This is a genomic window from Pseudomonas sp. 18175 (assembly GCF_050432925.1).
GTDB lineage: Bacteria > Pseudomonadota > Gammaproteobacteria > Pseudomonadales > Pseudomonadaceae > Aquipseudomonas.
The window spans coordinates 37,873-50,064 of sequence record NZ_JBKFTO010000022.1 but is presented as its reverse complement, the minus strand read 5'-3'; the positions used below and the strand labels follow the sequence as shown (position 1 = coordinate 50,064).

The 12,192-nt window shown below is 60.2% G+C and carries 11 protein-coding genes; 7 read left to right on the top strand and 4 right to left on the bottom strand.

Annotated features, from left to right (window positions below; translation table 11 throughout):
• Window position 1: 1 nt before the first annotated feature.
• Window positions 2–811 carry a tRNA cyclic N6-threonylcarbamoyladenosine(37) synthase TcdA gene (tcdA, locus tag ACLD1Y_RS24610; protein ID WP_411380879.1) on the bottom strand — a complete coding sequence of 270 codons (810 nt, stop codon included), beginning with the start codon at window positions 809–811 and terminating at the stop codon, window positions 2–4.
• Between the two features lie 218 nt (window positions 812–1,029).
• Between tcdA and ACLD1Y_RS24605 the strand changes: the two genes are divergently transcribed.
• The 4 genes from ACLD1Y_RS24605 (at window position 1,030) to ACLD1Y_RS24590 (ending at window position 6,261) form a co-directional block, all read left to right on the top strand.
• Window positions 1,030–3,621 (top strand): glycosyltransferase, encoded by a 2,592-nt coding sequence (locus tag ACLD1Y_RS24605; RefSeq protein WP_429480377.1) that lies wholly within the window; start codon window positions 1,030–1,032, stop codon window positions 3,619–3,621.
• Between the two features lie 252 nt (window positions 3,622–3,873).
• The gene (dapE, locus tag ACLD1Y_RS24600; protein ID WP_429480376.1) at window positions 3,874–5,025 is read left to right on the top strand and encodes a succinyl-diaminopimelate desuccinylase; all 1,152 of its coding nucleotides are present in this window, start codon (window positions 3,874–3,876) and stop codon (window positions 5,023–5,025) included.
• Window positions 5,025–5,834: a putative RNA methyltransferase gene (locus tag ACLD1Y_RS24595; protein WP_429480375.1), complete on the top strand. Its 810-nt coding sequence runs from the start codon at window positions 5,025–5,027 to the stop codon at window positions 5,832–5,834. The genes dapE and ACLD1Y_RS24595 overlap by 1 nt, the downstream gene beginning before the upstream one ends.
• 49 nt (window positions 5,835–5,883) lie before the next feature.
• On the top strand, window positions 5,884–6,261 hold the full coding sequence (locus tag ACLD1Y_RS24590; protein ID WP_429480374.1) for a hypothetical protein: 378 nt from the start codon (window positions 5,884–5,886) through the stop codon (window positions 6,259–6,261).
• 145 nt (window positions 6,262–6,406) lie between these two features.
• Here ACLD1Y_RS24590 and ACLD1Y_RS24585 read toward each other — a convergent pair whose 3' ends face one another.
• Window positions 6,407–6,616: a cold-shock protein gene (locus tag ACLD1Y_RS24585; RefSeq protein WP_017738302.1), complete on the bottom strand. Its 210-nt coding sequence runs from the start codon at window positions 6,614–6,616 to the stop codon at window positions 6,407–6,409.
• A 180-nt stretch (window positions 6,617–6,796) separates the two neighbouring features.
• On the opposite strand from ACLD1Y_RS24585, the gene plsB reads away from it, so the two are divergent.
• From plsB to ACLD1Y_RS24570, 3 genes are read left to right on the top strand one after another with little or no spacing between them, the layout of a single operon-like run.
• On the top strand, window positions 6,797–9,292 hold the full coding sequence (gene plsB, locus ACLD1Y_RS24580) for a glycerol-3-phosphate 1-O-acyltransferase PlsB (RefSeq protein WP_429480373.1): 2,496 nt from the start codon (window positions 6,797–6,799) through the stop codon (window positions 9,290–9,292).
• Between the two features lie 51 nt (window positions 9,293–9,343).
• A complete protein-coding gene (locus tag ACLD1Y_RS24575) occupies window positions 9,344–9,745 on the top strand; it encodes a YbaY family lipoprotein (RefSeq protein ID WP_429480372.1) in 402 nt (133 codons plus the stop codon).
• Between the two features lie 23 nt (window positions 9,746–9,768).
• On the top strand, window positions 9,769–10,458 hold the full coding sequence (locus tag ACLD1Y_RS24570; protein WP_135291281.1) for a DUF4197 domain-containing protein: 690 nt from the start codon (window positions 9,769–9,771) through the stop codon (window positions 10,456–10,458).
• A 483-nt stretch (window positions 10,459–10,941) separates the two neighbouring features.
• Here the strand turns inward: ACLD1Y_RS24570 and ACLD1Y_RS24565 are convergent, their stop codons facing one another.
• Both ACLD1Y_RS24565 and ACLD1Y_RS24560 read right to left on the bottom strand, forming a co-directional pair.
• A complete protein-coding gene (locus ACLD1Y_RS24565; RefSeq protein WP_429480371.1) occupies window positions 10,942–11,535 on the bottom strand; it encodes a LysE family translocator in 594 nt (197 codons plus the stop codon).
• A 31-nt stretch (window positions 11,536–11,566) separates the two neighbouring features.
• Entirely contained in the window at window positions 11,567–12,181 is a 615-nt protein-coding gene (locus ACLD1Y_RS24560) for a LysE family translocator (RefSeq protein WP_429480370.1), read from the bottom strand.
• Window positions 12,182–12,192: the final 11 nt, after the last annotated feature.

The window sequence follows — 12,192 nt, the reverse complement described above, 5'->3', positions numbered from 1 at the left end:
CCTAGGCAGGCTTGACCCGCTCAGAAGGCCTGCGCACCCCGGCCACAATCTTGTCCACCGCCTTGGTCGCGGCCACCATGCCAAAGGTGGCGGTCACCATCATCACCGCGCCAAACCCACCGGCGCAGTCCAGCTTCACCCCATCGCCAACAAAACTCTTCTGCAAACAAATGCTGCCATCGGGCTTGGGATAACGCAGTTGCTCGGTGGAAAACACGCACGGCACGCTGTAATGGCGGGTCACGGTGCGGCTGAAGCCGTAGTCGCGGCGCAAGGTTGAGCGCACTTTCGAGGCCAGAGGATCGTTGAACGTGCGGTTCAAGTCGCACACCTGGATCAACGTCGGGTCGATCTGCCCGCCCGCGCCGCCGGTGGTGATGATCTGGATCTTGCGGCGCTTGCACCACGCGATCAGCGCGGCCTTGGCGTTCACCGCGTCGATGCAGTCGATCACACAATCGATATCGGGCGTGATGTATTCAGCCATGGTGTCGCGCGTCACGAAATCCGCCACCGCATGCACCGTGCAATCGGGATTGATGCCACGCAGGCGCTCGGCCATCACGTCGACCTTGGGCTTGCCCACGGTGCTATCCAGCGCATGCAACTGGCGGTTGCTGTTGCTCACGCACACGTCGTCCAGGTCAAACAGCGAAATCTCGCCCACCCCGCACCGGGCCATGGCTTCCGCCGCCCAGGAGCCCACGCCGCCGACGCCGACGATCGCCACATGGGCCGCTTTCAAGCGTTCCAGACCTTCAATGCCATACAAGCGGGCGACGCCTGCAAACCGTGGATCTTCTGTACTCATGACCATTACCCCAAAAACCGGCGCGCATTATGGGCTACGCAGCCGCAAGTTTTAAGCTACAAGTTACACGTTAAGAACTTAGATGGCCTTTCGCTGACTAACGTCCGGCTTTTCTCTGTCTGCTATACGCTTAAGGGAAGCGCCGGTGTAGGATGCGCGCCGTTCGGCGCAGGCCGGCACCTCTTTTCGTTCCACACCCTTTGGAACCCGAAATAACCATGGCATCGCGTAAATTTGGACTCAACCTGGTGATCGTGCTGGCAATCGCCGCGCTGTTCACCGGCTTCTGGGCGCTGATCAACCGCCCGGTCACCGCCCCCAACTGGCCTGAGCAGATCTCCGGGTTCTCTTACTCGCCGTTCCAGCAAGGCCAGTTCCCGCAGAAAGACCAGTACCCGACCGACGACCAGATGCGTCGCGACCTCGAGATCATGAGCAAGCTGACGGACAATATCCGTACCTACTCGGTTGACGGCACCTTGGGGGACATCCCCAAACTGGCCGAAGAGTTTGGCCTGCGCGTGACCCTGGGGATCTGGATCAGCCCGGACCTTGAGCGCAACGAGCGGGAAATCCAGCGCGCCATCGAACTGGCCAACAGCTCTCGCAGCGTTGTGCGGGTGGTGGTCGGCAACGAAGCACTGTTCCGTGAAGAAATCACCCCCGAAGCACTGATCGTGCTGCTCGACCGCGTGCGCGCTGCCGTAAAAGTGCCGGTGACCACGTCCGAGCAATGGCACATCTGGGAAAAGAACCCACAATTGGCCAAGCACGTCGACCTGATCGCCGCGCACATCCTGCCGTTCTGGGAATACATTCCAATGGACAAAGCCGGTCAGTACGTACTCGACCGTGCCAAGGACCTGAAAAAACTGTTTCCGAAAAAGCCGCTGCTGCTGTCGGAGGTTGGCTGGCCGAGCAACGGCCGCATGCGTGGTGGCAATGAAACATCCCCCGCCGACCAGGCGATTTACCTACGTACCCTGGTAAACAAGCTGAACCGCCAAGGTTACAACTACTTCGTGATCGAAGCGTTCGACCAGCCATGGAAAGTCAGCGACGAAGGCTCGGCCGGTGCTTACTGGGGCGTGTACAACGCCGCGCGTCAGCAAAAATTCAACTTTGAAGGGCCGGTGGTAGCCATTCCACAATGGCGCGTACTGGCCATTGGCTCGGTGGTGCTGGCGCTGCTGTCCCTGACCCTGCTGATGATCGACGGCTCGGCCCTGCGCCAGCGTGGCCGCACCTTCCTGACCTTTATCGCGTTCCTATGCGGGTCGGTGTTGGTGTGGATCGGCTACGACTACAGCCAGCAATACAGCACGTGGTTCAGCGTCACCGTGGGCATCCTCTTGGCCCTCGGCGCCCTGGGCGTGTTTATCGTGCTGTTGACCGAAGCCCATGAACTCGCGGAAGCGGTATGGACCCACAAGCGCCGGCGTGAATTCCTGCCGGTGGAAGGGGAATCGGACTACCGCCCGAAAGTGTCGATCCATGTGCCGTGCTACAACGAGCCGCCGGAGATGGTCAAACAAACCCTCGACGCCCTGGCCGCGCTGGATTACCCGGACTACGAAGTCCTGATCATCGATAACAACACCAAGGACCCAGCTGTGTGGGAACCGGTGCGCGACTACTGCGAAACCCTCGGCCCGCGCTTCAAGTTCTTCCATGTCGCGCCCCTGGCCGGTTTCAAGGGTGGTGCACTGAACTACCTGATCCCGCATACCGCCAAGGATGCCGAAGTGATCGCGGTGATCGACTCGGACTACTGCGTGTCGCCTAACTGGCTCAAGCACATGGTGCCGCACTTCGCCGACCCGAAAATCGCCGTGGTGCAGTCGCCGCAGGACTACCGCGACCAGAACGAAAGCACCTTCAAGAAGCTTTGCTACGCGGAATACAAAGGCTTCTTCCATATCGGCATGGTCACCCGCAACGACCGTGACGCGATCATCCAGCACGGCACCATGACCATGACCCGTCGCTCGGTGCTCGAAGAACTGGGCTGGGCCGACTGGTGCATCTGCGAAGACGCCGAACTGGGCCTACGGGTATTCGAGAAAGGCCTGTCGGCGGCGTATTACCACGACAGCTACGGCAAAGGCCTGATGCCCGATACCTTTATCGACTTCAAGAAACAGCGTTTCCGCTGGGCCTATGGCGCGATCCAGATCATCAAGCGTCACACCGCCAGCCTGTTGCGCGGCAAGGACACCGAACTGACCCGCGGCCAGCGCTACCACTTCCTCGCGGGCTGGTTGCCGTGGGTGGCAGACGGCATGAACATCTTCTTCACCGTGGGCGCCCTGTTGTGGTCGGCGGCGATGATCATCGTGCCGACGCGAGTCGACCCGCCGCTGCTGATTTTCGCGATCCCGCCGTTGGCACTGTTTGTGTTCAAAGTGGGCAAGATCGTGTTCCTGTACCGTCGCGCCGTGGGCGTGAACCTCAAGGATGCGTTCTGCGCGGCCCTGGCCGGTTTGGCGTTGTCCCACACCATCGCCAAGGCGGTGCTGTATGGCTTCTTCACCAGCAGTATTCCGTTCTTTCGCACACCGAAAAACGCGGATAACCACGGCTTCTGGGTAGCCATTTCCGAAGCCCGCGAAGAAATGTTCATCATGCTGCTGTTGTGGGGCGCCGCGCTGGGTATCTACCTGGTGCAGGGCCTGCCGAGCAATGACATCCGCTTCTGGGTGGTGATGCTGCTGGTCCAGTCGCTGCCGTATGTGGCGGCGTTGATCATGGCGTTCCTGTCGTCGCTGCCCAAACCTTCGGTAGCTGCGGAGCCCGCACCCGCTGCGTAAAAACTTGCGCAATGCACTAAACGGCGGCCTCTGGTCGCCGTTTTGCTATAAGATAACGGCCGTTTTGCACGACTTGGCCTGCGCCAATGCTTCATGTGAAGCAGGTCTGTGTGGGAGCGGGCTTGCTCGCGAATGCGGTGTGTCAGCCACACATGAATTGACTGACACACCGCATTCGCGAGCAAGCCCGCTCCCACATTAGATCTGCGCCACCTTGTGTCCTGCGCCCCTAATACGCTTCCGGAGTTTCCCATGACGGCCCATGCCGACCTTTCGCCGACCCTTCAACTTGCCATCGACCTGATCCGTCGCCCCTCCGTGACGCCGATCGACGCCGATTGCCAGAAGCTGATGATGCAGCGCCTGGGCGACGCCGGTTTTGCGCTGGAGCCGATGCGTATCGAAGACGTGGACAACTTCTGGGCCACCCACGGCAAGCACGAAGGCCCGGTGCTGTGCTTTGCCGGCCACACCGACGTGGTACCGACCGGCCCGGTGCAGGCCTGGCAGAACGACCCATTCGACGCGTTGATCGATGAAAACGGCATGCTCTGCGGGCGTGGCGCCGCCGACATGAAAGGCAGCCTGGCCGCGATGCTGGTGGCCTCCGAGCGTTTTGTCGCCGACTACCCGGATCACAAGGGTTCGGTGGCATTCCTGATCACCAGCGATGAAGAAGGCCCGGCGCACCATGGCACCAAAGCCGTGATCGAACGCCTGGCCGCCCGCAAGGAACGCCTGGACTGGTGCATCGTCGGCGAACCGTCGAGCACTACGCTGGTGGGCGATGTGGTCAAGAACGGTCGTCGTGGCTCCCTCGGCGCCACCTTGACCGTACGCGGTGTACAGGGCCACGTGGCCTACCCGCACTTGGCGAAGAACCCGATCCACCTGGCTGCCCCGGCCCTGGCCGAGTTGGCTGCCGAGCACTGGGACGACGGCAACGCGTTCTTCCCGCCGACCAGCTTCCAGATTTCCAACCTCAATTCCGGCACCGGTGCCACCAACGTGATTCCGGGTGACCTGACGGCGGTGTTCAACTTCCGTTTCTCCACCGAGTCCACCGTCGAAGGCCTGCAACAGCGCGTTGCGGCGATCCTCGACAAACACGGCCTGGACTGGCACGTAGAGTGGGCGCTGTCGGGCCTGCCGTTCCTCACCGAACCGGGCGCGTTGCTGGATGCGGTCTCCGCCAGCATCAAGGCAATCACCGGGCGGGAAACCCAGGCGTCCACCAGCGGCGGCACTTCCGATGGGCGTTTCATCGCCACCTTGGGTACCCAAGTGGTCGAGCTGGGCCCGGTCAACGCGACGATCCATCAGGTCAACGAGCGCATCCTCGCCAGCGACCTCGACGTGCTGACCGAAATCTACTACCAAACCCTGATCAAGTTGCTCGCCTGATGCTCGCTTGCCCCATTTGCAGCGCGCCGCTCAACGCGGTGGACAATGGCGTGGCGTGCCCGGCCGGGCACCGTTTTGACCGTGCGCGCCAGGGTTACCTGAACCTGTTGCCGGTGCAGCACAAGAACAGCCGCGACCCGGGCGATAACCTCGCTATGGTCGAAGCCCGCCGTGACTTTCTCAACGCCGGCCACTACGCCCCTGTGGCCAAGCGCCTGGCCGAGTTGGCCGCTGAACGCGCGCCCCAGCGCTGGGTGGATATCGGTTGTGGCGAGGGTTACTACACCGCGCAAATCGCCGACGCCCTGCCCCACGCCGATGGCTATGCGCTGGATATCTCCAAGGAAGCGGTCAAGCGCGCCTGCAAGCGCAACCCTGCAGTGACTTGGTTGATCGCCAGCATGGCCCGCGTACCGTTGGCCGATGCCAGCTGCCAATTCCTGGCCAGTGTGTTCAGCCCGCTGGACTGGGAAGAAGCCAAACGCCTGCTCAGCCACGGTGGCGGCTTGATGAAGGTCGGCCCCACCAGTGGCCATCTGATGGAGTTGCGCGAGCGCCTGTACGACGAAGTGCGTGAGTACACCGACGACAAGCACCTGGCCCTGGTACCGGAGGGCATGAGCCTGGCCCACAGTGAAACCCTGGAATTCACGCTGAGCCTGGAAAAGCCTGAGGATCGCGCCAATCTGTTGGCCATGACGCCCCACGGCTGGCGCGCCAGCGCCGAGCGCCGCAGCCAGGTGATCGAGGCGGCTGACCCGCTGCTGGTCACCGTGTCGATGCGCTACGACTATTTCGTGCTTCAATAACCGACTTTTCCGCGAATGGATTTTTAAAATCCCGCAACGAGGAACATCCATGCGCCAACCTGATATCGAGATTTACCTGAAGGACGCCGACGTCGACCACCGGGCCGTCGCCGCCTGGCTGGGCGCTGCCCTGGGCCCGTGCACCGACTGGGTCCAGAAGGGCCAGACCTACAAGTGCAAGGCCGGCAACGTGCCGGTGACTTGGCTGCCGAAAGCCGTAGGCAAGTGGAACAGCCTGTACCTGGAAAGCGACCAGACCCCGTGGGACGACGACATCGCCTGCGCCCGCGCGGCATTTGCTGCGTTGAACGTGGAAGTGCGTTGCGCGCCGGGGACGTGGGTTGAGGAAGAAGGTGAAGAGAGTGCTGATCGCTGGATGCGCATCAGCGCGGATGGTGAAGAAGAAATCACCTGGAAAACGGCCTGATTTAAAGCTGCAAATACAGTCAATGTGGGAGCTGGCTTGCCTGCGATGCAAACACCTCGGTCTATCAGCAAGACCACAGTGATGCTATCGCAGGCAAGCCAGCTCCCACATTTGATTGGGTTACCAGAACAGCATTGGGTCGGCCTTACAACCCCACCACATCCTCCGCCTGCAACCCCTTCTCGCCGGTCACCACGGCGTATTCCACCTGCTGGCCTTCGGCCAACGAGCGGTGACCGTCTCCACGAATGGCGCGGTAGTGCACAAACACATCCTTGCCATCATCGCGCTGGATAAACCCATAGCCCTTTGCATCGTTGAACCACTTCACATTACCGGTTTCGCGCGTTGCCATCTGTCTTACTCCCACATGCATTTTTATTGTTGAGTGACGCATTGAACTGCCGAGTATATGACAGGCTCAAAAACGATCAACTCAAGTTTACTTCCCTGCTTTTTTGCCGATTTTCGGCGAATACGGCACACTACCCGCCCGAGCACCTGCTCGGTTTTAACCACTTGAAGCAGCACGCCTATGACCCGCTCTCCGTTCCGCCGTCTGGTGTTTGGCACCTTGCGCCGACTGTTGTACCTCTGGGTTCGCTCGGAGACGATCAACCAGTCGTCCCTTACCCTCAACCTGGACCGCAGCCGGCCGGTGTTCTACGTCCTGCAATCGCCCTCCCTCACCGAATTGGCCGTGGTCGACGCCGAGTGCACCAAGGCCGGCCTGCCGCGCCCGGTGCTGCCAGTGTCGGTAGGCCCATTGATGGAACCCGCGGCGTTCTTCTACCTCACACCGGAACCGGACTGGCTCGGTCGCCAGGACAAGCGCGGCGCACCGCCAACCCTGACACGCCTGGTCAACACCCTGAGCGAACACGCCGAAGAGAATGCACAAATCATTCCGGTCAGCGTGTTCTGGGGGCAGTCACCCGAAAGCGAGTCGAGCCCGTGGAAGCTGCTGTTTGCCGACAGCTGGGCCGTCACCGGTCGCCTGCGTCGTTTACTGAGCATCCTGATCCTGGGCCGCAAGACCCGTGTGCAATTCTCTGCGCCTATCAACCTGCGTGAATTGATCGAGCACAATAAAGGTCACGAACGCACGGTTCGCATGGCTCAGCGCATCCTGCGGGTGCACTTTCGCAACCTGAAAACCGCCGTGATCGGCCCCGACCTGTCCCACCGCCGCAATTTGGTGAAAGGCCTGGTGAATATGCCGCTGGTGCGCCAGGCCATTGCCGATGAAGCCGAACGGGAAAAAATCAGCCCGGAAAAAGCCAAGGCCCAGGCCCTGCGCTACGGCAACGAGATCGCCTCGGACTACACCTACACTGCGATCCGCTTTCTCGAAGTGGTGCTGAGCTGGTTCTGGAACAAGATCTACGACGGCATCAAGGTCAATAACATCGAAGGCGTGCAAAAGGTTGCCCAGGGCTACGAGGTGATCTACGTGCCTTGCCACCGCAGCCATATCGACTACCTGTTGTTGTCCTACCTGCTGTTCAAGAACGGCCTGACCCCACCGCACATCGCTGCCGGCATCAACCTGAACATGCCGGTGATCGGCAGCCTGCTGCGTCGTGGCGGTGCGTTTTTCATGCGCCGCACCTTCAAGGGCAACCCGCTGTACACCTCAGTGTTCAACGAATACCTGCACACCTTGTTCACCAAGGGCTTCCCGGTGGAGTACTTCGTCGAAGGCGGACGCTCGCGCACCGGGCGCATGCTGCAACCCAAGACCGGCATGCTGGCGATTACCCTGCGCAGCTTTTTGCGCTCCTCGCGCATGCCCATCGTGTTTGTGCCGGTGTACATCGGCTACGAACGCGTGCTCGAAGGCCGCACCTACCTGGGCGAGCTGCGTGGCGCGACCAAGAAGAAAGAATCGATCTTCGATATTTTCAAAGTGGTCGGTGCGCTCAAGCAGCGCTTTGGCCAGGTCGCAGTCAACTTTGGCGAGCCGATCAAGTTGGCCGAATTCCTCGACGCCGAGCAACCGGACTGGCGCAGCCAGGAACTGGGCCCGAACTACAAACCGGCCTGGCTCAACGAAACCACCAACCGCCTCGGTGAACAGGTGGCCCGCCACCTGAACGAAGCGGCTGCCGTAAACCCGGTCAACCTGGTGGCCCTGGCGCTGCTGTCCACCACCCGCCTGGCCCTGGACGAACAAGCCATGGCGCGCCAGTTGGACCTGTACCTGGCCCTGCTGCGCCGCGTGCCCTACTCGCCCCACACCACCCTGCCCGAAGGCGATGGCCTGGCGCTGATCAAGCACGTGTTGGACATGGACCTGTTGTCAGAACAAAGTGACGCCCTGGGCAAGATCCTCTACCTGGACGAGCAGAACGCCGTCCTGATGACCTACTACCGCAATAACGTGCTGCACATCTTCGCCTTGCCTGCGTTGCTGGCGAGCTTCTTCCAGAGCAGCTCGCGCATGAGCCGCGAGCAGATCCTGCGCTACACCCACGCCTTGTACCCGTACCTGCAATCGGAGCTGTTTATCCGCTGGAATCAGGATGAGTTGGACACGGTGGTCGACCAGTGGCTGGAGGCCTTCGTCGAACAGGGCCTGCTACGCTTCGAGAACAACGTGTACCTGCGCCCGGCGCCGAGTTCGCGGCACTTTGTGCTGCTGACCCTGCTGTCCAAGAGCATCGCCCAGACCCTGCAGCGCTTCTACATGGCCATCTCGCTGCTACTCAACAGCGGCCAGAACAGCATCAGCGCCGAAGAGTTGGAAGACCTGTGCACCATCATGGCCCAGCGCCTGTCGATCCTGCATGGGCTCAACGCGCCGGAGTTCTTCGATAAGAGTCTTTTCCGACATTTCATCCAGACGTTACTGGAGCAAGATGTGCTGCGCCGCGATGAAGCCGGCAAATTGAGCTACCACGACCTGCTCGGCGAACTGGCCGAAGGCGCCGCCAAACGCGTGTTGCCGGCGGAGATTCGGTTATCGATTCGCCAGGTCGCGCTGCATCGGGTCGATGATGAGCCGGTTGAATCTCAAGAAAGCCGCTAGATTGAATAAGGCGCCGGGCGGTTTCCGGCGCCGTTTACAAGGAGCTGCACCATGAAAAAAATCGTCCTACTGGGCCTGACCGCCCTGCTCGGAGCCTGCCAATCCATGACGCCCGCGCCCCAGGCCAGCCTTGATGGCGAAGTGTTCTACCGCCAACGCATCGCCTTGCCGCCGACCGCCATCTTGAGCGTCAGCCTGCAAGACGTTTCCCTGGCCGACGCACCGGCGGTGACCCTCGCCGAACAAAAAGGCCCGGTCAAAGGCCAGGTGCCGCTACCGTTTCACCTGAGCTACGACCCGGCGCAGGTCAAACCCGGCCATAGTTATTCGGTGAGTGCTCGCATCGAAGTGGATGGCGAGCTACTGTTTATTACCACCGAACGGCACTCTGTGCAGCTCAATGGCCAGGATCCACAACCGTTGCGCGTGCGCGTTGATGCTGTGGCCCACTGATTTTGATTGATAAGGAAGCGCCCATGCTCCGTAACTCCCTTCGCTTTACTGCCCTGTTTGCCGGCCTGATGCTGGGCGCCAACGCCATGGCCCTGGACTTGAGCAGCCTGTCCCAGGGCGACGCCAGCGGCGGCCTCAAGGACGCCCTGACCCAAGGCGCGCAGATCGCCGTGAAACAGCTGGGTGTTCCAGGTGGTTTCAGCAACAACCCTGAAGTGAAGATCGGCCTGCCCGGCAAACTGGGCAAAGTGGCGGACAAGCTGAAAATGTTCGGCATGGGCGACCAGGTCACCCAGTTGGAAACCAGCATGAACAAAGCGGCCGAAACCGCCGTGACCCAGGCCCAGCCGATCCTGGTCAACGCTGTGAAAAACATGAGCGTGACCGACGCCAAGGGCATTCTCAGCGGCGGCCAGGACTCGGCCACCCAATACCTGAACAAAAGCAGCCGCGAAGAAATCCGCGCCAAGTTCCTGCCAATTGTGAAAGCCGCCACCGACAAGGTCGGCGTAGCCCAGCAATACAACGCCCTGGCCGGCAAAGCTGCGGCCTTTGGCGCGGTGGACGCCAAGAGCGCCAACGTCGAAAACTACGTGACCGAACAGGCGCTGGACGGCCTGTTCAAAATGATCGCGCAGCAGGAAGAAACCATTCGCAAGAACCCAGCGGCTGCGGCCACCAGCTTGGCGAAGAAGGTGTTTGGCGCACTGTAAGCCTTGAAAGGAGTGCTCCCTGCAATGGGGGGCACTCGCACGCACCTTCTGGACCGCGCAAGCGTTCTCCCCCTCACAAAAGGCTAACTATCATGCGGACTAATCCAGCGTGATAGTACGCATTGAGATCATGCTGTACTCAATGCGCTTGGTTTGTTTGCGGTCGTCGTTTGAACAGGGTTTTTCCGGGCAAGGTGGTTTTTGAACTTGGGCTTGGCAAGGAGGTTTGGACGGCTGCTCTGAGTCAGTTGGGCAGTCTGGCTTTTGAGGCTGTGGCGCCAAATTGACCATTTTGTTTATTAACGAAATAAGACACATGGGGAATCCCTGCTATCAAGTAAGGTGAATCCCATTAACGATGCCGACAGCTACCGACAGCGCCAATGAGAACCTGTGACCAGGTAATCCCTGAGTGGAAGGCACCCTGAAAGCGTTCCCGTAAGCTGTCGTCTATTTCAACAACAGGTGCACGAGCGAGCGATCCTAGTGCAGCACCGACTCAGCCAACCGCCCCACCATCAAGGTCGCAAAACAGCCGATGGCAATTGACGTCGCCCGGTTGATCTTCAGTGGCGAAAGCCACGCCTTCTGCATACCTTCAAAGCGACTGCCCAGCACGATCCAGGCCGCGCCCACCGGTATCACCACCAGCGCCAGCGTCGTCATAAAGGCTGCGTAGCCCTCCAGCGTGGTGAAAGCGTTGATCGGCGCAATGAACGACACAATCAATAGCCCCTTGGGGTTCATCACGGTCATCCAGAAAAAATACGCCCCCGAGAACCGGTCGCCCCCCGGGTCGATGGTGCTGTTCTTGCGCTGCCACAGCTTGTACGAGACGTACAGCAGGTAACACGCTGCCGCCAATTGCGTGACCTTCAACGCCCACGGCGAGTACGCCGCCAGATACAACAACGCCACGCCCCACACCGAGACCTGCAGCAGGTAGGCCAGGCATTCGATACATGCCAGCCGCCACGAAGCCCTGAAGCCAAACAACACCCCGGCACGGAACAGCAGGGTGTTGGTGGGGCCTGGGGCAAGCAATAACAACATCAGGGCTGAAACGGTGGTCAACATGATCATGTCCTCGACAGAAACCAACTGCGCACTACGCGAACGCGAATGACCAGGCGACCGTCACTATCATCAAAACCGCAAAGCTTACGTTAAGTTGTCGGCTCCAGGTGGGGTGAATGAATAACCCGCGCATCTTGCTGCCTACCCACAACCACAGGAAGTCAAAAACTACACATACCCACAAAATGATCAGTGCCTTCGTAACTTGCTCCCATTCGGACGTCATTCCCAAGGTGAAGCTGCCAAACAATGCGCCGAAGGCTGCATAGGCCTTGATGTTTGAAATCCCAAGAATAAACCCGGCACCCCAGCCAGGCGCAGCAATCGTCTGCTCATCCTTGATTGGGGGCGCGGTGCCTATCCGGTAGGCAAGCCAAAAAACATAAACAACAGAAACAGCCGTCAACGCGTACGCCAGTGCGGGAAAACGATGCAAGAGTACATACAGGCCAGAGGCGACCACTGCTATAGCAATCACCAAGCCCGAGAGGATGCCAGCGAAGAAATAGAGCGAGCGCTTCATGCCATAGGCAGCTCCGCTAGCGGCCAGAGCGAGTGTCGCCGGGCCTGGGCTTGCCAGAAATGCAATGGCTGCCAGCGTGAACATCAATAACGAAAGATAAAGCGAAAACTCAAGATCAACCATACAACCCTTCC

What these genes read in the sequence shown, in the direction of transcription:
- tcdA (WP_411380879.1), bottom strand. Translation starts at nt 811, where the DNA reads ATGAGTACAGAAGATCCACGGTTTGCAGGCGTCGCCCGCTTGTATGGC.
- ACLD1Y_RS24605 (WP_429480377.1), top strand. Translation starts at nt 1,030, where the DNA reads ATGGCATCGCGTAAATTTGGACTCAACCTGGTGATCGTGCTGGCAATC.
- dapE (WP_429480376.1), top strand. Translation starts at nt 3,874, where the DNA reads ATGACGGCCCATGCCGACCTTTCGCCGACCCTTCAACTTGCCATCGAC.
- ACLD1Y_RS24595 (WP_429480375.1), top strand. Translation starts at nt 5,025, where the DNA reads ATGCTCGCTTGCCCCATTTGCAGCGCGCCGCTCAACGCGGTGGACAAT.
- ACLD1Y_RS24590 (WP_429480374.1), top strand. Translation starts at nt 5,884, where the DNA reads ATGCGCCAACCTGATATCGAGATTTACCTGAAGGACGCCGACGTCGAC.
- ACLD1Y_RS24585 (WP_017738302.1), bottom strand. Translation starts at nt 6,616, where the DNA reads ATGGCAACGCGCGAAACCGGTAATGTGAAGTGGTTCAACGATGCAAAG.
- plsB (WP_429480373.1), top strand. Translation starts at nt 6,797, where the DNA reads ATGACCCGCTCTCCGTTCCGCCGTCTGGTGTTTGGCACCTTGCGCCGA.
- ACLD1Y_RS24575 (WP_429480372.1), top strand. Translation starts at nt 9,344, where the DNA reads ATGAAAAAAATCGTCCTACTGGGCCTGACCGCCCTGCTCGGAGCCTGC.
- ACLD1Y_RS24570 (WP_135291281.1), top strand. Translation starts at nt 9,769, where the DNA reads ATGCTCCGTAACTCCCTTCGCTTTACTGCCCTGTTTGCCGGCCTGATG.
- ACLD1Y_RS24565 (WP_429480371.1), bottom strand. Translation starts at nt 11,535, where the DNA reads ATGTTGACCACCGTTTCAGCCCTGATGTTGTTATTGCTTGCCCCAGGC.
- ACLD1Y_RS24560 (WP_429480370.1), bottom strand. Translation starts at nt 12,181, where the DNA reads ATGGTTGATCTTGAGTTTTCGCTTTATCTTTCGTTATTGATGTTCACG.